The organism is Ruminiclostridium sufflavum DSM 19573 (genome assembly GCF_003208175.1).
In the GTDB taxonomy this organism is placed as follows: Bacteria; Bacillota; Clostridia; order Acetivibrionales; family DSM-1351; genus Ruminiclostridium; species Ruminiclostridium sufflavum.
This window is the reverse complement of the sequence record NZ_QKMR01000019.1, coordinates 66,085-89,385: the sequence shown is the minus strand read 5'-3', so window position 1 is coordinate 89,385 and position 23,301 is coordinate 66,085. Positions and strand designations below refer to the sequence as shown.

At 34.4% G+C, this 23,301-nt stretch carries 19 protein-coding genes and 4 pseudogenes; 20 read left to right on the top strand and 3 right to left on the bottom strand.

Features of this window, described 5'->3' with window-relative positions:
• The 17 genes and pseudogenes from LY28_RS19375 to LY28_RS14585 all read left to right on the top strand — a co-directional run.
• A pseudogene (locus LY28_RS19375) lies at positions 1–206 on the top strand (group II intron reverse transcriptase/maturase); the annotation flags it as partial.
• A gap of 140 nt (positions 207–346) precedes the next feature.
• Positions 347–868 (top strand): annotated as a pseudogene (locus tag LY28_RS14655) (TraM recognition domain-containing protein); the annotation flags it as partial.
• Between the two features lie 13 nt (positions 869–881).
• Positions 882–1,139: a helix-turn-helix domain-containing protein gene (locus tag LY28_RS14650; protein WP_110462936.1), complete on the top strand. Its 258-nt coding sequence runs from the start codon at positions 882–884 to the stop codon at positions 1,137–1,139.
• A gap of 386 nt (positions 1,140–1,525) precedes the next feature.
• Positions 1,526–1,771 carry a helix-turn-helix domain-containing protein gene (locus tag LY28_RS14645; RefSeq protein WP_110462935.1) on the top strand — a complete coding sequence of 82 codons (246 nt, stop codon included), beginning with the start codon at positions 1,526–1,528 and terminating at the stop codon, positions 1,769–1,771.
• Complete coding sequence (locus LY28_RS14640; protein ID WP_110462934.1) at positions 1,758–2,642, top strand: DUF4007 family protein; 885 nt, start codon at positions 1,758–1,760, stop codon at positions 2,640–2,642. Before LY28_RS14645 ends, LY28_RS14640 begins: the two co-directional genes overlap by 14 nt.
• A gap of 3 nt (positions 2,643–2,645) precedes the next feature.
• Positions 2,646–6,170: a hypothetical protein gene (locus tag LY28_RS14635; protein WP_110462933.1), complete on the top strand. Its 3,525-nt coding sequence runs from the start codon at positions 2,646–2,648 to the stop codon at positions 6,168–6,170.
• Between the two features lie 17 nt (positions 6,171–6,187).
• Positions 6,188–7,786, top strand: a complete 1,599-nt coding sequence (locus tag LY28_RS14630) for a phosphoadenosine phosphosulfate reductase domain-containing protein (RefSeq protein WP_110462932.1) — start codon at positions 6,188–6,190, stop codon at positions 7,784–7,786.
• Positions 7,786–8,907 (top strand): aminotransferase class V-fold PLP-dependent enzyme, encoded by a 1,122-nt coding sequence (locus LY28_RS14625; RefSeq protein ID WP_110462931.1) that lies wholly within the window; start codon positions 7,786–7,788, stop codon positions 8,905–8,907. Before LY28_RS14630 ends, LY28_RS14625 begins: the two co-directional genes overlap by 1 nt.
• Positions 8,908–8,912: 5 nt before the next feature.
• On the top strand, positions 8,913–9,101 hold the full coding sequence (locus tag LY28_RS19815) for a putative Se/S carrier protein (protein WP_110462930.1): 189 nt from the start codon (positions 8,913–8,915) through the stop codon (positions 9,099–9,101).
• A gap of 14 nt (positions 9,102–9,115) precedes the next feature.
• Positions 9,116–11,284: a DEAD/DEAH box helicase family protein gene (locus LY28_RS14615; protein ID WP_110462929.1), complete on the top strand. Its 2,169-nt coding sequence runs from the start codon at positions 9,116–9,118 to the stop codon at positions 11,282–11,284.
• Positions 11,265–11,414 (top strand): hypothetical protein, encoded by a 150-nt coding sequence (locus LY28_RS19200; RefSeq protein WP_165835583.1) that lies wholly within the window; start codon positions 11,265–11,267, stop codon positions 11,412–11,414. Before LY28_RS14615 ends, LY28_RS19200 begins: the two co-directional genes overlap by 20 nt.
• A complete protein-coding gene (locus LY28_RS14610) occupies positions 11,411–13,408 on the top strand; it encodes an AAA family ATPase (RefSeq protein WP_110462928.1) in 1,998 nt (665 codons plus the stop codon). The genes LY28_RS19200 and LY28_RS14610 overlap by 4 nt, the downstream gene beginning before the upstream one ends.
• Positions 13,409–13,419: 11 nt before the next feature.
• Entirely contained in the window at positions 13,420–13,974 is a 555-nt protein-coding gene (locus LY28_RS14605) for a hypothetical protein (protein WP_110462927.1), read from the top strand.
• Positions 13,975–13,989: 15 nt separating this feature from the next.
• Positions 13,990–14,976, top strand: a complete 987-nt coding sequence (locus LY28_RS14600) for a hypothetical protein (RefSeq protein ID WP_133250198.1) — start codon at positions 13,990–13,992, stop codon at positions 14,974–14,976.
• 136 nt (positions 14,977–15,112) lie between these two features.
• Complete coding sequence (locus LY28_RS14595; protein ID WP_110462925.1) at positions 15,113–16,003, top strand: hypothetical protein; 891 nt, start codon at positions 15,113–15,115, stop codon at positions 16,001–16,003.
• Positions 16,004–16,040: 37 nt separating this feature from the next.
• Positions 16,041–17,702 (top strand): ATP-binding protein, encoded by a 1,662-nt coding sequence (locus LY28_RS14590; RefSeq protein ID WP_110462924.1) that lies wholly within the window; start codon positions 16,041–16,043, stop codon positions 17,700–17,702.
• The gene (locus tag LY28_RS14585) at positions 17,699–18,241 is read left to right on the top strand and encodes a hypothetical protein (RefSeq protein WP_110462923.1); all 543 of its coding nucleotides are present in this window, start codon (positions 17,699–17,701) and stop codon (positions 18,239–18,241) included. The genes LY28_RS14590 and LY28_RS14585 overlap by 4 nt, the downstream gene beginning before the upstream one ends.
• A gap of 273 nt (positions 18,242–18,514) precedes the next feature.
• Here the strand turns inward: LY28_RS14585 and LY28_RS14580 are convergent, their stop codons facing one another.
• Entirely contained in the window at positions 18,515–19,027 is a 513-nt protein-coding gene (locus tag LY28_RS14580; RefSeq protein ID WP_207658119.1) for an ImmA/IrrE family metallo-endopeptidase, read from the bottom strand.
• Positions 19,028–19,107: 80 nt separating this feature from the next.
• The gene (locus LY28_RS14575; protein WP_110462922.1) at positions 19,108–19,512 is read right to left on the bottom strand and encodes a helix-turn-helix transcriptional regulator; all 405 of its coding nucleotides are present in this window, start codon (positions 19,510–19,512) and stop codon (positions 19,108–19,110) included.
• Between the two features lie 181 nt (positions 19,513–19,693).
• Here LY28_RS14575 and LY28_RS14570 point away from each other — a divergent pair, with 181 nt between their 5' ends.
• Both LY28_RS14570 and LY28_RS14565 read left to right on the top strand, forming a co-directional pair.
• On the top strand, positions 19,694–20,266 hold the full coding sequence (locus tag LY28_RS14570; RefSeq protein WP_110462921.1) for a hypothetical protein: 573 nt from the start codon (positions 19,694–19,696) through the stop codon (positions 20,264–20,266).
• A gap of 344 nt (positions 20,267–20,610) precedes the next feature.
• A complete protein-coding gene (locus LY28_RS14565; protein WP_110462920.1) occupies positions 20,611–21,054 on the top strand; it encodes a sigma-70 family RNA polymerase sigma factor in 444 nt (147 codons plus the stop codon).
• A 581-nt stretch (positions 21,055–21,635) separates the two neighbouring features.
• Here the strand turns inward: LY28_RS14565 and LY28_RS14560 are convergent.
• Positions 21,636–22,211: pseudogene (locus tag LY28_RS14560) on the bottom strand (GyrI-like domain-containing protein); the annotation flags it as partial.
• On the opposite strand from LY28_RS14560, the pseudogene LY28_RS14555 reads away from it, so the two are divergent.
• Positions 22,211–22,687: pseudogene (locus LY28_RS14555) on the top strand (transposase); the annotation flags it as partial. The pseudogenes LY28_RS14560 and LY28_RS14555 overlap by 1 nt on opposite strands.
• Positions 22,688–23,301 lie beyond the last annotated feature (614 nt).

Genomic DNA, 23,301 nt, shown 5'->3' with positions numbered 1-23,301 from the left:
TGCACTGCCATCACAAAACGCCGTACCATAAATGCAAAGATGATAGTTATAGCAATTTGGTGCTTGTAACAATGAATGTTCACCAGTTGCTTCATGCAAAAAAGCCGGAAACAATCCAGTTTTATCTGGATATCATTAAACCGGACAAAAAGCAGATGACTAAAATTAACCGCCTAAGAAAAATGCTTGAGTTGGCAAGTATTTAAAATAACGTGTTTAGTTTCAGATATAGTTTAAGTTGCAAAATTTAGTTTTGATAGAACGCCGTGTGCGGGGAAATTCGCACGCACGGTGTGGAGTGGGGGAAAAGTTAGAGATGATATCAAAGACTTACCTATCACTATGAAAAGAAGGCAGTGAAATAATAACCGACAACTGCCAGCTGACAATCTTCGGAGGTTTTGCGCCGAACTCAGAAACTGCACAGACTTTATCCAAAGCACTTGGCAGCAGAACTGTTTTGAGCGGTAGTATCAGCAGAGGGAAAAATGATCCGTCACAAAGCCTGCAGATGATAGAAAGACCGCTGCTTACAGCAGATGAACTCAAGTCACTTCCAAAGGGTAATTTTGTAGTAATGAAAACTGGTGTACATCCAATGAAAACAAAGCTGAGACTATTCCTTGATTGGGGCATTACTTTTGAAAAGGCATATGAAACAGAAGAAAAATCCCACCGCAAGGTTTACTATGCAGACAAGGAAGAGCTGGAAGAAAACATTATACGGCAGACGATGGCTTTAGATATGGAAGATGAAGAGACAGAGGACAATACAGAGCAAGGCAAACGAGGAGGTACAATTCATTATCCTGCAATTGAGCAGTCAGAAGAAACAGCCTCAAAGCGTAAAGCAATTATCAGAACGTAGGGGGTGCGTAATTTTGAGCTTTTTTGGCAATTTATATCGGGAGGAGATTCCCTCCCGTGCAAAAACCGTATATATGTATCTGAAAGACAGGAGCAATGTAGAAGGAGAATGTTGGCCGGCTATTAAAACTATTGCAAAAGATACCTCTATGTCAGTCAGCACTGTTAAAAGAGCCATTGCTGATTTAATACAAGGTGGCTTACTTTGTAAGGAATACCGCTATAGGGAGAATGGCGGTAACTCCTCAAACCGATATTTCTTGATAAAATGAATTGCGAATTTCGGCTTGTGAAAAAGGCATTACTGACCGCCAAGGGGGGACTTTGCCTTTTTCATTGACTGGGGTGGAGTTCATGGTGGACGGACAAGAAGGGAACACTTTAAGAAAATATATAAGGCAGAGAACAATAGAGTTCAAAGAAATACTGTTAAGTTAATTAATTTTCAATTAAGCTTTTCAATTAAGTTTTCAATTAAGTAAATTAGGCATATTAGACAAAATAACAATAAAAAAGTAGAAATAAACTTCAAAAACATGAAGAAATGTGCTAGAATTTAACTTATATGCATATGCATATGCAGTTTGACACAATGGTTTGACACAATATTATCACATGCGATATTCGTATTCTTATATTCGGATAAGGTAGGTAAATTATGGCGGTATCTTACAAAAAATTATGGAAGCTAATGATTGACAAAGAAATTAAAAAGGGAACTTTGTGTCAGGAGACTGGAATTAGTGCAGGGACAATGGCAAAAATGTCAAAAGATGAACCAGTTACACTTAAGGTTCTTGAAAAAATATGTGATGTTTTAGAATGTGACATAGGGGATATAGTTGAAAAAATCCCAGAACAAGATAAGCAACAGGAAGGAATAGTGAGCGATGGTCGTAAATAAGCATGGCAGTTTCTATATGAGAAGCGGATGGGGAACTAAAATTATTCAAGCAGTAAATGAGAATGACATGATATTTACTCCTAGTAATGAGCAAATGGCGATTGACAATATTGGTCTTGGAAGGATTATGATCAAGGCTTTGAGATATTGGTCAGTGGCAATGGGATTGACAATTGAGAACAAATTACCTGAAGGTATTCAACAAGAACCTACAGATTTGTTTCATATATTGAATGCAAATGATAAATATTTTCAAAAAAATGGCTCACTGCTGCTTTTACATCGTAACCTTGCTTTGAACAAAGATGAAGCAACAGCGTGGTACTGGCTTTTTAATGAGTGGAACAGTCCGGAGATTGATAAAGAAATATTTTCAGATGCGTTTCATTCTTATCTTGCTGTAAATGGTATGACAATTAAGAAAGATGCTGTAGATAAAGAATATAACTGTTTAAGAAATACATACATTAGCGAAAAAACGTTTGATTTAAAGAGTATTATGGATGAAGATACATATCCTTTTTTAGCACCATTAAGGATTTTGTTTGTAAATGAAAAAAAGAAGATTGAAAAGGCACAGTTAACTAAGAGTAATGTGCCAGTTGAATTGTTGATTTATTCTATTGCTATGGATAATGCTAATGTTGAGCATGCAGGTATGCAGATAAGTATTGACAAGCTGATGGAGGAAAAAGAGCAAATAGGAAGATATTATAATATGAGATATTCAAAACTAATTGAGGCCTTATTGGAGGCAGAAAATAAAAAATATATCAACTTAAATAATAATTTTGGCAATAGATTTATCGAGCTTGTTGACATGGATTATTCAAAACTTCTCGAAAAGTATTATTGGGATAAGGAACGATAGGATATGAATTATACAGAGTTAATCGTAAAAAAGAAGCAATATAAGTATTCAGCAAATGTTTTTTTCGATTTAAAAGACGAAGAGAAGTTGGCTGGATTTATTCCCAATGTCACAACAACAGAGATTATTGGTGAGTATTTATATAGCATAATAGAAAGGAATAATGATGTGCATTCTAGAATCCTGTACGGTTCATACGGTACTGGAAAATCACATTTACTTACGGTTCTTTGTGCGATTCTGGGACATATAAATGTTTCGGGAGAAGGGTTCAAGATCTTCTGTAAGTCTATTAGAAAATATGATGCAGCATTAGCCAGCTTTCTTGAAGGATATGTGAAAGAGGACAAGCCATATCTTGTAGTTCCAGTTTATTCGGATTTTCCAGAGTTTGATAAGTGTATTTCATATTCTTTGAAAAAGGAACTGGATAAAAACAATATTAAAATATGTTTTAAAAGTTACTTTTACGAGGCAAAAGCACTTCTTGATAAATGGAACTCAGGTGAAGAATCCTCAAAAAGGTTAGCTGAAGTATGTGAAAAAACAGGGATTGATTTAAAAGAATTATATATTGGGCTAGAGAACTTGGAAACAGTCAGTGAGAAGAATTTTAATGATGTTTTTAAAGGAATGACTTTTGGCGCAACTTTTGTAAGTGAAACAGGTAATCTCTTAGACAATATTGAACTTGCAAATCAGGTTATAAACGAAACACATAGAGGGATTGTATTTGTTTTTGATGAATTTGGAAGATATATTGAAGATTCCGGTGAAGATGTAAAAGTAAAAGTAATTCAGGATTTAGCAGAGTATTGTGATCATTCCGAATATGATGACTATTTAATCTTGGTTTCGCATAAACAGTTATCTCTATATACGGATAAAATGAAAAAAGAGTTAAGTGAAGAGTGGAAAAAGATTGAAGGACGTTTTAAATCTACGTCTATAAATATTAAATATGATCAATGTTTGTCACTAATTCCACATATTATTCCGAAAACAAGCAAATGGGAAAAATTCAAGAGCAAATATGAGACAGAGTTAAATGAACTATACAATCAGGCATGGGAGTTTAAGGGATTTCTTTTACCCCCAGAAGGTGGGAATCCATTTGAAGGAGGTTTTCCACTTCACCCTATAACTCTTTATGCGTTAGATAGATTATCTAAAAAGGTAGCTCAGAATGAAAGAACATTTTTTACTTATTTGGCAAGTGATGAGGAAAATTCTCTGTTTACACAGCTTAAAAATTTAAGAGGTGATAAATTTCATTTCATTGGGCTAGATAACATTTATGACTACTTTGAATCAAATATTCGTTCTTTTAGATCAACAGAGGTTTATTCAGTGTATAAGAAATTGCAATATGCATTAAATAAGCTTGGAAACATTGATGAGAACAGGATAGAGATTCGTGTACTTAAAGCAATGACGGTAATATATATTATTTCTGATTCCGCTATTTTGGCGGCTGATAGAGATACATTAACACATGTGATTGATTGTGATGATGACGAAGTTATTAATGCTATAAAAAATATTGAAAAACTTAAGATTGTTAAGTTTATGCGCCAATATGGATATTACGATTTTCTTGATAGCAGTATATACGATCTGGATTCAATGATAGATGAGAAAATAGAATCCATTAGTGATGATATGGCAATTGCGACCTTGAACGAAGAGTTTTCGGGATTTGTAATTTATCCTCATGCATATAATTTGGACTATCACATGAACAGAATTTTTGCACCAGTATTTGTTCAAAAGAATGAAATGAACAAAAAGAGTTTCTTTAGAACACTTCCGAAGTATTATGATGGCATAATAGCTTTTGTAATGGACAAAGATTTCGATGAAAAAGAATATGCAGCAATTGATGGACTACCTAAAAGAATGATTATGCTTATTAATCGTGATGCAGATATAGTACGTCATGAGGTAAAAAGATTTATTGCCATTAAGTATTTTTATTCAAAAAGAGAAGAATTAAAGAAGGATGATCCTACAGTCGAAAAGGAATTAGGACTATATCTTGATGAGCAAAGAGGAATAATAAATGATATTGTAAATCAATGGAGGTTTCTCGAAACAGAAAAAATTATTCCTTTCATGAATGGTAAGGTACTAAACATAAAATCTGATGTTGATTTGTCAGAAGTTGCATCGGAATTGATGAAAAATACCTTTTCAGACACTCTTATTGTCAACAATGATTTGATTAATAAAAATGTAATCTCAGGGGCAATTAAAGTGGCAAGAAATAAGGCACTTACTTATATCATAGAAGATGATGATATTATGAAAAATTGTGCGTTGTTATCGCCTGAGCATACAATAATTAGATCAGTTCTTTCAAAGAACGGTCTCTTTAATGGGGAAAAAATACATAGGCTCAATTCCTTTCCGAATGGAAAAGATGCTGGTACGCCTGTGAAAAAAACATTAGAAAAGTTCTTGAAAAAATGTCAGGAAGCTCAAACTGTTTTTGCTGAAATATATAACGAATTAAAAGAGCCTCCTCTTGGATTGCGAGATGGATATATTTCAATTTTGATTGCTAACGCATTAAGACCTTATGAAAATGTATCATTGTACTTTCATGGGTCAGAAAGGGATTATTCGATAGAGGAACTGTCAAAAGCTTTGGAGAACCCGGATGATTATTCCCTTTACATTTGTAATTGGCAAAACAAGCAAATTGAATACATCGAAGGATTAGAAAGAATTTTTGCAGATTATATGAACAAGCAGACAAAGAATAGGCTTAAAGAATTACATACTGCAATGAATAGACACTTTATTGCAATATCTAAGGCGGCAAGGAGTACTGATAGATTTGTTTCTGACAAAACTAAGCAATATAGAGATATTATGAGTGTTTCTTACAAAGATTATAATCGTTTCTTTTTTGAAATACTTAAGCAGATTTCTGATGATGAACAAGAACTTGTTATGCAGATTGAAACAATAAGACAAGAGTTGGAAAATGTTCCTGTTTTGCAGAATACAAGCGTTGAAAAGGTTCTTAGAAAAGTACTTAAAATTGAAGAGGGAACGGGTGTTGTTCATTGGCTACAGAAGAAGTATGAGGATGATTGGAGTTTTAAAAAACATAAAGCTTTTGATTATCATACTAATTCACTGCTTGAGTATTTTCAAAATATGAATGTAGATGAATCAGATAATCAGCTTGTTCAAGATGTTGCGAAGTTAGTAACAGGTTTTGAAATTGAATATTGGAATGACACTAAAATTGAGGATTTTGAAGAGGATTTTGAAAATGTTATTCGACAATTAGATGAGTATGAAGTACATGATGGAATAAATGATAATGAAATTAAAATTGTCATTCAGGCTGGTAATGTGGAAACAAAGACAACTCAATTTGACAAAAAAGAATTAAGTGGGAATAGCCAGATAATGTTTAATAAAATGAAATCTACGTTAGATATTTTCAGACATGCTATCAGCTACGAAGAAAAAATGCAAGTTATTGCAAAACTTTTAGATGAAATAATGTAACAGAATGGAGCAGAAAAATGATTTACTGGTGTCATAAATGTGGCGAACCAATATTTGATAAAGTGATGCACGAATGTAATTGTGATGGAGATATTGTTAAGATTTCAGAAGGAACGATATGCAATCCAGTTTTCATTCAGGAAAGAAAGCTACTGAGCAAAATAGTTGGTTTGGACTTAACAGAAAAGAAAATATGGTATTTTGGCGCCAGTAAGTATTATTACGATGGTGAGATGCACAGGGTACCATATAGAGAATGGTATAAAGCTAAGGAACATCTGAAATGTGCTGAAGAATTACGAAATGATATAAAAATCGAAAGAGATTACTCCTTATATATGGGAGTGGTTGAGGCAAATAAGGCATATATTCAAAATCTTGTGTTTGAGGCAGAAAACTACATTGTAGATATTTTTAATAAGTATAAAAACTATGACTATATTCCTACAGTTTCGTTTTCGGGAGGAAAAGATTCTACAGTAGTCAGCAGACTTGTTAGAGATGCGTTACAAGATAATACGGTGATTCATTTTTTTGGAGATACTACACTTGAATTTTCTGAAACTTATGAGTATGTAATGACAAAATTTAGGAAAGAAAATCCAATGTTGCCGATGTTGCCAAGTGAAACGGAAAATGACTTTTTTAAGCTTTGCAAGGTGTTTGGACCACCTAGTCAGTACGAACGTTGGTGTTGTACCATTTTTAAAACTAGCAATTTGAATAAAGAATTAGAGAACCTCCCGGGTAGAAGCTTGTCTTTTCTTGGTATCAGACATAGTGAATCATTAGCCAGAAAATTTTATGAAAGAACGCAAGAGCATTCAAAGATATCCTCACAAATCAATGCAATGCCGATTATAGAATGGACAGATTATGATGTTTGGCTTTATGTTCTTTTCAAAAATATTCTTATCAATGATTGTTATCGGTATGGATACAAGAGGGTTGGGTGTTGGTGTTGCCCTAATAATTCAGACTGGTCTATGATGCTGACTGAAATATATCATCCTGAGGATATGAAAAAATGGAAAGATATGATTTATGAGTTTGCAATGAAAACTGGAAAAACTGATCTAGATGATTATTATGAAGAGGGTAGATGGAGAACTCGTAGAGGAGCCAGTGGACTAGAAGTTAAGAATGTTACTATTACAGACACTGCTTGCAATTTGTCTGACAGGGCAAGAAATATAATTATTGAGAAGAAACTAAATAAGGATGCGATAGAGTTTTTCAAACCTTTGGGTGATTTGAAAATAGTAGAAAAAAAAGACGCTACTTATATCTCAGTTTGCGATAAAGATAAATCTGGAGAATATAGAAAATGTTTTGAGTTAATCATTACTTATGGAACCAATGTCATTAAGGTTTTACCAGAAGAAAGAATTGATAGTATAAATCTTGTTAATCGAATAAAATGTCAGATGAGAAAATATCAGTTTTGCATTCGGTGTTCAGCGTGTGATTCTGTGTGCCCATATGGTGCGATTGATACGATCCACGGAAAATACACAGTAGATGAATCAAAATGTCAACATTGCAAAAAATGCATAGCAAAGTTTTATAATGGATGTATAATCTGTGACAAGGTTGCAGGAAAAAAGGGGAGCTAATGATTTACTTTGATAATGCTTCAACAACTAAATATAAACCGGAAGAAGTATACAAAGCTTTTGAGTATTATGTACGAGAAATTGGGGTCAGTCCTGGAAGAGGAAGTTATCAGCTCGGTATTGAAGCTTCGCGGATGCTTTTCAAAACAAGAAAAAAAGTTGCTGAATATTTTGGATTAAGTTCTAATAACGTGATATTTACTAAGAATTCAACCGAGGCTATTAACTTGTTTTTCAATGGTTTTTTAAAACAAGGAGACCATGCTATAATATCTTGTTATGAACATAATGCAGTCTTAAGACCCTTACATCAGCTGAAATTGGCTAGAATTATTGATTACTCAGTAGTCAGTAGAGAAGATTTAGAGCTAAAACCAAAAGAAATCTATGAAAAATACGTAAAAGAAAATACTGTGCTTTTTGCAACAACACTTGCCAGTAATTTGACAGGTAGAATAGTTTTTTCTTCGGATATTATGGAATTTATGAAAAATAAAGGTTTGACTACATTTGTAGATGCATCTCAAGGAGCAGGGAAGATAAGACTTGCAATGACAGAACAGAACATAGATTATCTTACGTTTACGGGACATAAAGACTTGATGGCACTTCCGGGAGTGGGAGGATTGTGCTGTGTTAAGCAACCATCATGGAAACCTTTGATTCAAGGTGGTACTGGAGTGTTAGGGGATTCATATGTAAATCCAGATGTCTTTCCAGAAGAATATGAGGCAGGGACACTTAACATGCCTGCTATTTGGTCCTTAAAATCAGCTTTAGAGGTTTGTACAGAGAGATTTGAGGAAAATAAAAAGATAGAAAGCGAATTGATGAATTACCTTCTTGATAAACTTAATGGGTTAGAGCATGTAATAGTTTATGATCTAGATTATAAGAGAGTAAATACTGTTGGATTCAATTTAATGAATCGTAAATCCAATGAGGTTGTAGAATTTTTAGATAGATGTGGAATTTGTACGCGGGGAGGGATACACTGTGCGATACTTGCTCATGAAGCACTAGGAACTAAGGAATCTGGTGTTGTTAGAATTAGTATGAGTGCATTCAATAAAAAAGAAGAAATAGATACATTAATTAGGTACTTGGAGGATTGTAGGTGATATAGATGTATATTGTTTTTTTTAGCACTAGTGATGTGTTTGAAGCAGAGGAGAGACTAAATAATTCAAATGTTGGATGCAAAGTTGTTCCGACGCCAGTAACGGACAAGGCGTATTGTGGCGTCTGTATCAAGATAAATGATAACAAATATAAACCAATTCTAGAAGGGATGGAATATAGCATAGTACAATAGATAGGAGGACGAAAATGGCATTTACGGAACTTGGCTTGAAAAGGCATTATACTACATATAAAAATAATATTGTTAAGGAATTTTATACGCCTGTATTAAAAGAAACAATATTGTATCAGCGTTCTGTTGGCTTTTTTTCGTCCACTGCTTTAATTGGATTAACTAAGGGCTTACATGGACTTGTGAAGAATAATGGAAAAATTCAATTTATTGTTTCACCTTATCTTGATAAGGATGATGTTGAAGCAATAAATAAAGGATATGAAAAACGAGATGTCATTGAAAAAGCCTTATTGAGGGAATTGAAAGAGCCAGTTGACTATTTTGAAGAAGAAAGATTGAATCTATTGGCACATCTCATTGAAAACGGTACTTTGGAGATCAAGGTTGCATTTACACCGCCTGATAAGATTACCGGAATGTATCATGAAAAGGTAGGTATACTAACAGATGCCAATGGTAACAAAATAGTTTTTACTGGTTCTATGAATGAGACAATTAATGCTTTTTACAACAATTTTGAGTCTATTGTAGTATTTAAAACATGGGAAGAGTCAAAAAACTATGCAGAAGATATGCAAGAGGACTTTGAGTCATTGTGGAATAATAAAACAAAGGATATAGAAGTCATTGAATTTCCAAATGTTTTGAAAGAACAAATAAAAGTACACAAAAAGAAAGTGCTACATGAGGATATAGATATCGAAGAGTATGAAACTGAGCAAGAAGACAGTTTAGATATTGGAATACCATATATGCCAAAAGGGTTTGAACTTCGTAAATATCAGATAGATGCGATTGAACAGTGGAAAAACAATGGGTATCGCGGTATTTTCGACATGGCTACTGGAACTGGTAAAACATATACAGGTTTAGGTGCTATTGTTAAGTTATTTGAGGATAAAAAAAGATTAGCAATTATTATAGTCTGTCCATATCAACACTTGGTAGAGCAATGGGTTGAGGATATAGAACTATTTAATATGACACCGACCATTGGTTATTCATCATCAAGGCAGAAGAATTGGAAGAAACGCTTGGAAGATGATGTGCTTGATTTCAGTATCAGAGTTATTGATTCCTTTTGTTTTGTTACAACGAATGCCACATATTCCTCAAAATTTGTTTCGGATATTATGGCTAATTTAGGTCAGGATACACTTTTACTTGTGGACGAGGCACATAATTTTGGTTCTCCAAGGCTTCAAAAAAAACTATATCCGACAATACAATATAGACTTGCATTATCAGCTACGCTTGAAAGGCATGGAGACAAGGAAGGAACAAAGTGTTTAACTGATTATTTTGGAGAGAAGTGTATCGAGTATGATCTTCAGAGGGCAATAAAAGAAGGAAAGCTTACTCCTTACTATTACTATCCTATTTGCATTTATTTTGATGATGATGAACTGGCAGAATACAAAGATATTTCGTATAAAGCCTCGAAAGAGATATATCGAGATAAGCATGGAAAAATAACTATAACGGAAAAAGGCAAAACTTTGTTGATGCAACGAGCCAGAAAAGTTGCCGGGGCACGGGGAAAGCTAACAGAATTACGAAAGCTAATAAAAGACTACAAAACAGATTCTCACATGCTGATTTACTGCGGAGCGACAAAGGTTCAGAACTTTGACCAAGATTCATCTGAAAACGATGAGGAAGGAGAGCGTCAAATAGTTTTGGTATCGCAGATGCTTGGGCATGAATTTGGAATGAAGGTAACACATTTTACTTCAAATGAATCTGCGGAAGAGAGAGAAATTATTAAGAGACGTTTTTCCACAGTAGATCCATATCAAGCGATAGTAGCTATAAAGTGTTTGGATGAGGGTGTGAACATACCAAGTATTAAAACCGCTTTTATTCTTGCTAGTACCACAAATCCAAAAGAATATATTCAGAGGCGAGGTAGGGTGTTAAGACTAGCAAAGGACAAACCATATGCAGTTATTTATGATTTTGTTACGCTCTCACGTCCGCTTGATGAAGTTGATCCATATAGTCCAGACTATAACTGCGAAAGGGTATTAGCTAAAAGAGAACTTGTGAGAATAAAAGAGTTTGGAGAAATTGCACTGAATTCGAGGGATTCCGATGAACTTATTAATGACATAGAATGCACGTATAAGATAAGCAATCATGAATTGGAGGATGATGAAGATGGATCAGAACTTGGATGAAAAGAAACTCGACAAAATTAAACTGCGGATTCTTGAAATGGAGACAGACAATATTGTAAAAAAAGAATCTAATCCTGCAATGGAGGACAAGATTAGGAAGATGATAATTTCGGAGGTTGAGAAAAGATGATACTAAACAAATTAGAAATGTATAATTTCAGACAGTACATAGGTCATCAAAGTATAGAATTTTCTTCTGATTCCGAAAAGAATGTTACTGTTCTGATTGGTGTTAACACGTCAGGAAAAACCACAATTGTAAGAGCATTTGAATGGTGCTTTTATGGAAAAAATGCCTTTGATGATACTGTGCTTCTTAATAGTGAAGTCCGAAATAATATGAATAGAGGAGATGTTCAAGAAACATGGGTCTCTATAACATTTGTTCATGATGAAAAAGTATATACCATCAAGCGCTCATTTAAATATGTGTGTAGTGAAAGATATTCCGAAGGTGATAAATTAATCGTTAATTTGAATAAAAAACCAGAGGAGAATCTATCGCTGGAATACTTGCAGAGTGATGGACAAACTAAAACCCCAATTGACAGAGCTAATATCACGGAATCCATGGATAGAGTTTTACCTAAGGATTTATCTGATTATTTCTTCTTTGGAGGAGAGCGTATTTCTAGTATTGCTGACAGAACGGACTTATCTAAAGCAGTAAGAGGTTTGATGCGACTGGATGTTTTAGAAAATGCGAGCAATCACCTTAAAACAGTTGTAAAAGGATTTGAAGGTGATATTGATACCACTGGAGATTCAAATGCACAACGTGCAAAAGATGGATTGGAAACATATACAAAGCGGAAAGCTGAATATGAACAGGAATTGGCAAATTATGATAAACAGGTTCAGTATTGGTTAGGAAAAGAAAAAGAGTATGATGCTCAACTTGCTAAGAGCAATATAGAACAGGTGAAAAAAGCCAAACAGGACAGGGATAGGGCACAAAAGGCTCTAGAGGCAGAGGTACAAAGATTGTCTCAGGTGAAAGCTGAAATGGTAAGGGCCTTTAACACAAGACCTTATGCTTTCTTTGGATTGCCGGCAATTAAAGCGTCCTTAGAAATGTTGGAAGTTGCAAAGGAAAAGGCAGGTGAAGTAAAAGAAAGCGTACCAGCAATGGAGCAAGATGCGGTGGATTACTTAATAAATAGAGGTTATTGTATTTGCGGCACACGGCTAGATCCAGGGACTATTCCATATATGAAAGTTATGGAAGAACGTAGAGTTCTTCCACCGGAACATGTAGGAGATGCTGTTAGACAGTACAAGGATAAAGCAGAGGGTTATCTAGCAGGCACAGAAGACTTCAAGGATAAGATTGAGGACAAGTATAAAGAATACCGCGCTACCAAGAGGCGTATTGTTCAGATACAGAATGAAATTGAAGAACAATCAAAGTTCATTATAGATGACACTGACGCAAAAGAAATTGAAAATAAAAGAAGAGATGCCCATACAAAATATATTGAAGCAAAATCAGATTATGATGGATGCTCAAGAAAACTTGGTGAATGCGAATCTAATATCAAAAACTGTGAATCTGCTATTGCAAAATATGCAAAGAATAGTGCTAAAAATCAAAGGACAGCTCTGTTGATTACATATTCTCAAAAAGTATATGAATGGCTACTTGAAACGTACAGAGGGAAGGAAGAGATTGTCCGCGATGAGCTGCAAAGAAGAGTAAATGACAATTTCGCCAAGATGTATCACGGAGAGCGTTCCATCGTAATTGATGATAAGTATAGGGTGAGATACAGTGATATTATCACTGAGGAATCTGATGGTTTGAAAGCGGTAAAGAGTTTTGCTTTTATAGCAAGCTTGGTTTCGATGGCTAAAGATAAAATCCTAGATGAGGATGATATGAAGCTTGGTCAATTTTATCCTCTTGTTATGGATGCACCTTTCTCAAATGTAGACGAAATACATATTGATAATATTTGTAGAATTCTTCCTAATACTGCTAACCAAGTAGTAATGGCTGTAATGCAGAAGGACTGGGAGTACGCGTCAGTCAATTTAGATAAATATGTTGGAAAAAGCTATAGAATTGAAAAAGACCGAGATGCAAATGGTAAGGAAATTGAAACTGCAACACATATTATGTGAGGAGGTGCCGCATGTTTGATAAAGATTTCAGAATCACTGGAAAGCACGCAAACTACTGGAAGGACTTATGTGAATTAGCAGGTAATGTTCCTGATAGAGAACAGCATGCAAATTTTAAGATTTTCAGTGCTTACATAGATGCATATATTGTTTGTCCATTAATCGGTTATCAGTACGACCGGAAAGGTGTTATTGATAATTCTGAAGAAGGAAATGCAGGTATGCTTGCTGAGGTAATCAGTAAAAGAAGACAGGAATTGAAATATGTATATCAAATACTAATGCTTGTAGATGAGGAATCCGAACCAGACGAGGATAAACGATTATATCGTGCATTTACTTTTTCAGAGGAAAATACTGAAGATAAGCAATTGATTGAAGAGAATATTAAGGTATTTAACAGTTACTTCCTCGGTGGATTGGAAGTGTTACATGAACAATTTGTAGAACAATGTCATGATGACGATGACTATTTAAAAACGATGTTTGATTTTGTGAGGCGCTTCTACGAAGAACAGGATAGTGAAGCAATTAAGGATGGTATTGAGAAAATACTAAATCAATGATAAGTGATGGTACATATGTTGGACAATTTGGCGTGTGGACTAGACATAGATGATAGCTTAGAAGAGCTAGAGGATAGTTTTGAAGAACAGAATATTACATTAATTCTTAATAAGATTGGTCTGCTTGCTAATCGTACAAAGTGCATTGTGGAGAGATTCGAAAAGTTTATTTTTTTACGAAGCAATCAAGATGAAATATATGACAGGCAAGAACGAAAATTTATTGAGAATGTAGATAAAATATATGTCTATCCTGATTATTATAAGAGAACTAAAAAGGGAATTATGTCATGCCACATAATTGCAGCTGACCTATCTGATGCTAGTGAGCCTGTTTATAATGGTGTGGCTTTTATGAAGATAGTAAACAAATCTCTTCCGGGTTTTGTGATATTTCTACTCAAGCTGAACGATGGGCTGCATTTTGGGTGCCGTCTTTTTGAAAATGACGAGTGGAATGATTGTACTTTATCTGAAACAGGGTATTTCAGACAAATAGTGTCTGAAATATTTTGGTGTTATGATGGCAGTGATTTTATTTCTTATTATTCGTCTCTTGTTGAAATAATAAGCCAGAGATTTGGAACTGCTGATATACCTGACTATGATGAGGAGATTAGAAAGAGAAGGGGAATCAATGACAGCTACTTGGATCTCATGTATCTTATCCAATATGATTGCAAGATAGATACTTCTGAGGAAAGACAGAGATATATTAATTCTTTTGATAAGAAATTTGAATATAACTTTCAGCAGGAATTAAGCTGGTGTTTGGAGGAATTAAAGAATATTAAATCAACACAAGTTAATACATTGGAAATGCTTTTTGATGCAGAAGAACTTGAAAAATTAATAAGTGAAAAATATCAGAAAAATCAGGATATTATCGTCAAACTAGAACCCGAAGAACAAGATAGTTCTAGTGTGGATATTTATGAACAGTATCGTGATAACCCAGAAATGGTAATAAAGATGCTTAAGATTCAAAAGGGTATCAATTAGTTTAACTTTATTATTACTTGTGTCATTTTGACTTGTATTATTGAATATTGATATCGGGTATAGCGACAGTATATTGTAGTTTACAGATGAAAATAAATTTCTTATAGATCAATCTAAATAGAAAGTTGGTGATAGCTTGAAAGGATATAGCCTTTTAGAAGGGAAATATGTAAAGCACCTTATTTCAGAGGATGAATTGTGGAACACAATAAATTGGCTTTTTTCAACAAGGTCAAAAAGTGATTCGAGCTATAAATTTATCTTCTTTAAGGCGATACTTGATAATCTTGATGAACTTGGGGATACATATGTACTCAAATTTGACAGGCTATTTGAAAGATTTACTGAAATCGGATGGAATTTGGTTTTAAAATATGGAATTCGGCAGAAGGCCGAAGCAAAAGGAAAATCTGAAACATATTTGGAGCAGATATTGCATGCATCATGTGAACCTGATAGTTTTGCTGCCTTTAAAAATTTAGGGGAACATGAACGTAAGCGTATATGTAAAATGGTCAAATCAAAGTGCAAGACCTATGTAGTTGGTGCATTATATGGTGATACAAATCAGTTAATGTACTCTTTTTCTAAGAAGGAAGAGTGGATTGAATTAAATCCGCAGTTGGTTGATTTTTTCTGTAAGAACAAAGCGATTATTGAGAATCTCAATTATTATAAATGGGCGAGGTTTTATGAGAGTATTAACGATAAAGCACTTGCAACACAGCTGATAGATATTATAAATGATGATGTTATTAGAAAGAATGAGTCTGTATATAGGGGAGTCCTTGCATATGAGTTTGAACGGATTGAATCTAAGAATGAGCATAAACATCCAATAAATACCACCCAACTCTTATTTTTTGCAGAGGAACATGCATTATATAGTTCTGAGGATATAAATGCCAATATCTCAAATGTAGATGTGGAAACAGAATTGTATGAAGATTTCGATACAATGCGAGCTTACCTAGCAGAGCCTCTTCAATTAATTTCTAAATTGAAGAGGGAAAGAGGGATTGTGTGAGTAATGTTCTTAAAAACACATTTAAGGAGGAAAAGAAATGATTAATCCAAACAGAGATACTAAAATGCCAATGTCAAGAATTTTAAACGGAATAAGTAATTTTGGGTATACAACAAGTGATGCAATATTAGATATTGTGGATAATTGCATAGTTGCGAAGGCACAAAATATAAATATTATTATTGGTAATAGAGATAAAGATGTTGTTGATGATAAATCCGTACAGTATATAGCGATACAAGATGATGGAATAGGCATGGATATAGATCAAATATTCAATGCATTGATGTTAGGATCACCTAAGAGTGAAAAGCTATATGAAGAAAATTCATTATCTAAATTTGGATTCGGATTAAAAAGTGCAGGATTTTCACAGGCAAAAACAATTTCGGTTATTTCGAGAACTAACGAGAATGAAGAATGGGTAAAGTCATTTATAAATATTGATAGTATCGTTGATGAGAATCATTGGGTGGTTTTTGAAAATGAAGAACTTACTGATATAGAAAAGAAACTTGTTGAGAACTGTAAGACGTCAGGGACTTTGATTATGCTCATCGATATGTCCCCTGTAAATGAAATGAATAATTATATTTTTTTAACTAAGCAGATTAAGGAACAGGTTGCTATTACATACCATAGAATTATGGAGGAAGATAATGTGACATTTATGGTTGATAATGAAACAATTGAACCATATGATCCTTTGTTTTGTAAAGAGATTAAGAATATTGTTGATGAATATGATGGAAAGAATCCGTGTAATTTTTGGAGTAAAGAAAAAATTATAACTATTAATTCTAAAACAAAGAGTCGTGCGACACTAAAGGCAGTTCAGCTTCCATATCCACCAGGATTTAAAGAAGTGGGTAGACAAAGTGAAGTGCAAAAGGGATATAAGATGTATTTAAAAAACATAGGGTTTTATATATATCGCAACAAGCGACTTATATCACAAGCGGTTACTCTTAAAAACATTTGTCCCCGTGATCAAGATCACATGTCGCTAAGGATTAGAATAGATCTAGATTCAAAGTGTGATAACGATGTGAATCTTGATGTGAAGAAGACACGTTTAGAATTTTCAGATAAGTTTTTGACAGAAATTAAAAATCAAGTAGCATCGGTCATAAATCAAAGCAAAAATTTATGGGAGCTACAGAGCAAAAAAGGGAAAATTTTAGAAGTGGATACAACAGAAGCAGATAGAAGACATGAAAGAAGTAATAAAAAACTTGCTGAGACTTCGTTGGGAGTAAGTAATATTGATGATAATCAACGTAAACCAATACAAAATCCCCTTGATCCAGAAATTAAAGCAGAATATAGTTTGCAAAAGGATATTTTAGAAGAGATAAAAGAAAAAAGCAGTTATAGAGTCACGAATGTGCAAACGCTTGAAAGAGACTTGTTATGGGAGCCTTATGTGGGTAATAAAGAAAGTGATGATGTGTGTGTGGCATTATCTCGAGAACATAGTTTTTATGACAAAATATATAAAGAACTTACTCCGGGAAGCGATGAAGTGGTATTATTGGATGCCTTTTTTCTTTCATTAGCAATGGCTGAAATTGGAATTAGCGCAACAAATAGACAATTAAGCAAAGTCTTTAAACGATTGAGACTTACTGTATCTGGATATTTAAATGATTTTACAGAATTACAACTTGACGATGATGAAAGCGGTGATTTTGAGTGATTAAGGTTAGTTCTGCATATATTAGTGATACAAATATATCGCATATGGCACCATATTTATATTTTATATCATTTATCGATAGCCGGAATAATGGTTATTTGTATGTTGGTGAGACATGTGAAAGATTTGGTGCATTGGGCAGATTGGCAAGACACTTATCCTATGAAAATTCGCAGAATCGTAATGGTGCCACGTTCTTAAATAATATACAAAAATATGGATGTATTAGCTCGTTTTCGGTCGTTAAGGATTTGAGTATACTGGCAGTTGATTTAAGAGAATATGGCATGTTCGATGGAGATGCAAATAGGATAAAACGAATGGGGTTGGAATTTTTAGTTAGGTCGGAAATGCAAGCATTTAGTAGTGATGGGGCAGTGGTAATTCCATATGAGGTTATTTCTACAGCAAAAAAAAATAAGTATTCTAGCAAACTGGAGTTCGAAAAAATTGCAAAAGAAATTATTAAGGAAATAGCTGAAAAAATCGTGTTTATGACAGGAAATATAAAAACATCAAGTGAAGCAGCCATGCTATAAAAGAATAGTAGATGACGATCTTTTGATTGAGTATTCTGGCTTTGAGCCACTTGTCCTGACTGTAAGAGCCACCATTGCAGTGGTTCAGAGTCAAGCTTAAAATAAAATGATAGGGCAATAATCTAAAAGGGCAAAGGAAGTAACAGGGTAATCACTTAAGAACTTAGTAGGATGTTTATGCGACAATCCGGATAGGTTCATTATCTTTAAGGCTTTTTTGTCGGTGGGAAAAAGGATATTATGTTGTATAATGAGGAGGGAAAATCATAGAGTCTATACCCTCCTCAAAAAATCGCCTTCCGCCCTATACGGCACATTAAAATCAAACCCCATCTTATTCATCTCCTGCATTTTTATTAACAGCAGATTAATGTGAGTGTTAAGGTTGCTAGCAATCTGGGCAACGTCATAGCCAGCTCTTGCCAAAGAAAATACATCCTCGTTTTTTAGGAGGACATGCGCAGCAAAGGCGTTAGCCTCATACTCAGTGATACTCCTAATATCAAACAATGCAAATTCTTTCAAGCCGTTGCTTGCCAAATCTCGGTGAAAAATATCATGACCGATTTCATGTGCAAGAACCATCTGTAGCATACTGTCTTCCAAGCTATTATTCAGAAAAATAAAACGGTGTTTCCACCGGTAGGAATACATGCCAAGCATATTTTCAAAGTTTTCATAATAAAGCTTGATTCCAAGCGCATCTGCTATCTCAAGAGCATCATTTGTACCGAATTTTTGTACAAGCTTCGTTGCTTTTTTATATATTTTTAAAGAGTTAATCAAACCAACACCTCCCCACGGAGGGATAATAATCCCTATTACTAATAAAATATGTCAAATCAATAGACCCCAAAATATTACAGTCATTTTCTGTACTTCTTAGGCGTATATTTTACATTATCTTCTTTAGCATCCCAATAGGCCTGCTGAAGTGAGCGCATAACTGCATCTTTATCAGCTTCTGATAATTCGCCGCCGGCAAATAAACCACCGATTTCAGCGACCAATTCGGCTGCCTGCCTTGCACCACGGCTCCCATATTTTTCTTCTGCATTTGTAATGAATTCTTCGTCTTCTGTAAGGAGATAGTTAATATCTATATTAAAGTACTCTGCTATTTTAGAGTAAATTTCTCTTTTTTTGGGATAGCTTTTTCCGGTCTCATAGCTGATAACAGTGCGTAGTGATACTCCTATTTCTTTTGCAAGTGCTGTCTGATTTATTCCTTTTCCTTTTCTCAAGTCTTTGAGCTTTTCACCGAATTTCATAGTAGCCTCCTTATGAACTTAGCATTTTGAATGTTGTTGACAACCGTATGTTCTTCACATATAATTACAAATATGAAGAACACCTGCATATAAATTCTAAATCAATCTTCATGTTTTGTCAATATAAACTACGGTGTGTAAGCCTTAATATAACCCAAAATACAATAAATGGAGGAATAATATGAGAACAACAAAAACGATGAAAAGTATATCGCTTATGTATGATGGAATGCATCTTAATGAAGAAAAAGTTTACCACAAAGCAAAACTGTTACTTGATATTTATAGAGATGTGGTATGGAAAACAATACAGGAAGTTGATTTAGTTAGAGAGGTATGTGAATCTTACTGTAGCCAGAACTTAAATACGGCACTGACATATTTAAACGATTTTGCACCTACTGAACAAAGGGAAGAATTTAAAAACAAGATTTCCTGTATTTTTGAAACAGCATGGATTATAGAACTGATAGATACAGCTATGCTCAAGATTTACGAATATCATACCAATGGAAAACTCTATCATGAGATATTGTCCAAGTGCTATGTAAATGCAGTGGCAATGAACGAGCAGGAACTGCTGGAATGCCTTTCAATGGAGAGAACATGCTTTTATATGAGGAAAAAAGAAGCAATTAAATTATTTGGAATTGCATTGTGGGGATACGCACTACCAAAATACAAAACTGTCTTCATTGAAAGCAATGGAAGCGAAGCTGATTATACATACTTTCTTAAAGTAGCCTCGAACTAAGTGCGGACATTATGCGGACGGAATTTGAACCAAGTACGGAGGATGCGTGTACGGACTTTCAACTTTCAATACTTTATAATCTGTATCATGGGGTAACTGTAAAGTAAAATTTAATAAAAAATATCGCCTCGGCGTTTAATTGCTGGGGCTATTTTTATACCCTTTTTCAAATAAGGGCGGAAAAGCCAGAAGTAACAGAAATGTTATTTCTGGCTTTTTTTATGCCCGTTTTTTAGGAGGAAGTATGGAAAAGCCAACACACGCTTCACAAATCAAGTGCCGCTCTCCCCCATTTCTGATGTTGAACAAACCCATTCAAAAATCAGAGACGGAGGAAATGCCATATGGCAGGAGAAAGAAGAGTTCCAAATTACAGAAAGCTATATCCAGCGGCAAGCGAGGAAGTAATAGCAGTTTTAAGGCAGAGCGAACGAAAAATGCAGTATCAGGAATATGATCTCAAAACGGAGAAATTTGCGGTGAATAAAGATAAACAGAAAGCTTTTTTCATACCAAGCAGAGAAGACTCCCTGGAACGGCTGATAGAAGCAGAAGTTCAGTTCCGGGATGAAAATACCAATGTAGAAGAAGCAGCAATTAGGGCTGCTATGATTAAAAGGCTCAGAGAAAGTCTTAAACTATTGAATGCAGAGGAATATGAATTAATTACAGCTCTATTTTATAAAGGTAAAAGTGAAAGAGAATATGCAGAGCAATGTGGTATTTCAAGGACTACATTGCAATATAGAAAATATCGGATTTTAGAAAAACTTAAAAATAATTTATAAATTTTTCGTCCAACCCTCTCATTTAACGTGGAAGTAAGTGAGGGGGTATTTTTATCCTCTCAAAAGTACATTGATAATTTTATATCCGATTTCACAGATACATTAGCTGATGAGCCTGAGAAGGACAAGCGACAAAGGAAGATGCGCCAGGACCACCTGTAAAGTTAGAATACAATCCATGCAAATGGATTTTTCTCTTGGGAAGAATTTGTTTCTGATTTAATAAACAGATTTCTAAACTTAAGGTGTGAGCGAATCCATCTGGTCTGAAAGCAGTAGAGCGGAACTTGTGTTCCGTACAGTTTTGCTGTTTCGCAATGACCTCATCAGCCTACAATGAAACTTCTGCCCAGCCATAAATATTAAAATGGAGGCAGCCCGCGAAGATCTCGGAGGAGGTGAGAATCCTATGATGAAGTTAACTGACATCAGTTTGTGAAATCGCCCTAATGCCTTGAGAAAGACTAGCACTGGTATAAAGTTATAATTAATAATGTACAAATAATATTAATTATAACTTTGCTTGTATTCCTCAAACCTTTCTTTTCATATATGTTCTATACAAAAATTGGCTTAAAAAGTTATATTTTCTTAACGGGAATCCAAATTTCGCTGTAATAGTTGTTATCCTTGTTCCCATTAGGATAATCAGCCGGGTTGTTGTACATTTCAATATTATAATCAGCTGCAAATTCATAATCTTTACAGTTTGGTAGCCATTCTGTGAAGATTTTTTTGTATACAGCTTGTAGTGATTTTGGTATTGCACCCTTGCAAGCAAACACAGCCCAAGTACATTTGGGAAAAATCTTAGTAACTATACCATCGGGAGTTTCTGTGGAGAGAATATAATTATCAGCGATCAAAAATTCAAACTCATCTGCCCTCATGAGCTCACCAATGCTTATACCATACATTCCACGTATATATTCACCTTTTCCTGTTTGATAATGCTCTGTCCAGAACTTTGGAATTTCTGTAATTGCATCATCGTATTTGAACACCTTTGATACACCCATGACCGTAAACGAATCTTTTTCAACAATTTTATAATCCATAATATAACCGCCTTCCAATAATAATTTGTTTTCTAGCGAACCAAAAGATTTAATCATTGTTCCGTATTTTCCGATAGCAGTAGGTGTGATATCGTGGAAACTTAATTAAGGAAATTGACTCAGAAATTGAAGATATAGAGGCTTACATTAACACTATTATGGATGAAATCTCTTCTCCAATACTTACTATTCCCGAAATCAATTACTGCATGGGAGTTATGATTGTTGCCGAAATTGGTGATTTTAGCAGAATTGATTCACCCGACAAAATACTTGCATATGCTGGATTATCGCCATCAACCTACCGGTCAGGACAATTAGAATCTACATACTCTCACATGGAGAAACGTGGCTCAAGATATCTTCGTTATGCACTATTCAATGCAACCCAATACGGTTGCCGCTGGGATCCAACTTTTGCAGCATATCTCAAAAAGAAACGAAGTGAGGGCAAGCATTACAATGTTGCAATCTCACATGCGACAAAAAAGCTTATAAGGGCTTCTACCATCTTGAAAGAACGAAGCAGGATACATCAAGGCGGATTAAACTATTTCTTAATACTTCTTCTTTGAGTACCTTAACAGATGCTCTATTCGTCATGCAGTTTTCAAAGTTCAAATCTATCTAAAATGCATTTCTGCATTTTATTAATAAAATATCATTTTAACACTTGACTTTTAATAGTTAGTATTTTCTTATTGATGTTTATTATTTAATGTTCAACTTTTCATGTCTACTCTTATATACTAACACCGTATTATGTTTAGAACAACCGTATTTTTCCAAAATATTCGTTAAAATGAAATTTAAATAACTTGGAAAAGAGGCTGGAGTGGGAGCTTATTTACTTAAGTGCATAATAGACGGTCAAAAGGCTTTATTGGGAGTGTAGTTTGCTGTGAATGTAAGCTTATGTTTCTTTAGTAGCATTAGTTTACTATCGGTTAATTTTTGACAAATCCTCAGCTAGAATGCTCATGATGTATGAGTGGATTTTCTGATAAAGGTTATCCTCCGGATGTAGCCTTATATCTAAGCTCCGATGGATGACCATAATACTTAAAAGTGCAAGTTATTGATAACTTAAAAACATAGCTGAATTTGCACAAACTTCCATTAAAGGTGTTTCCACAATATCAAGTGTTGGCATACCGTTTCATATCACCAATTGAGTAAAGAAGGCTAC

Bases quoted from the DNA above. Each gene is read 5' to 3' on its own strand.
- LY28_RS14645 (WP_110462935.1), top strand. From the start codon at position 1,526: ATGGCGGTATCTTACAAAAAATTATGGAAGCTAATGATTGACAAAGAA.
- LY28_RS14640 (WP_110462934.1), top strand. From the start codon at position 1,758: ATGGTCGTAAATAAGCATGGCAGTTTCTATATGAGAAGCGGATGGGGA.
- LY28_RS14635 (WP_110462933.1), top strand. From the start codon at position 2,646: ATGAATTATACAGAGTTAATCGTAAAAAAGAAGCAATATAAGTATTCA.
- LY28_RS14630 (WP_110462932.1), top strand. From the start codon at position 6,188: ATGATTTACTGGTGTCATAAATGTGGCGAACCAATATTTGATAAAGTG.
- LY28_RS14625 (WP_110462931.1), top strand. From the start codon at position 7,786: ATGATTTACTTTGATAATGCTTCAACAACTAAATATAAACCGGAAGAA.
- LY28_RS19815 (WP_110462930.1), top strand. From the start codon at position 8,913: ATGTATATTGTTTTTTTTAGCACTAGTGATGTGTTTGAAGCAGAGGAG.
- LY28_RS14615 (WP_110462929.1), top strand. From the start codon at position 9,116: ATGGCATTTACGGAACTTGGCTTGAAAAGGCATTATACTACATATAAA.
- LY28_RS19200 (WP_165835583.1), top strand. From the start codon at position 11,265: ATGGATCAGAACTTGGATGAAAAGAAACTCGACAAAATTAAACTGCGG.
- LY28_RS14610 (WP_110462928.1), top strand. From the start codon at position 11,411: ATGATACTAAACAAATTAGAAATGTATAATTTCAGACAGTACATAGGT.
- LY28_RS14605 (WP_110462927.1), top strand. From the start codon at position 13,420: ATGTTTGATAAAGATTTCAGAATCACTGGAAAGCACGCAAACTACTGG.
- LY28_RS14600 (WP_133250198.1), top strand. From the start codon at position 13,990: ATGTTGGACAATTTGGCGTGTGGACTAGACATAGATGATAGCTTAGAA.
- LY28_RS14590 (WP_110462924.1), top strand. From the start codon at position 16,041: ATGATTAATCCAAACAGAGATACTAAAATGCCAATGTCAAGAATTTTA.
- LY28_RS14575 (WP_110462922.1), bottom strand. From the start codon at position 19,512: ATGAAATTCGGTGAAAAGCTCAAAGACTTGAGAAAAGGAAAAGGAATA.
- LY28_RS14570 (WP_110462921.1), top strand. From the start codon at position 19,694: ATGAGAACAACAAAAACGATGAAAAGTATATCGCTTATGTATGATGGA.
- LY28_RS14565 (WP_110462920.1), top strand. From the start codon at position 20,611: ATGGCAGGAGAAAGAAGAGTTCCAAATTACAGAAAGCTATATCCAGCG.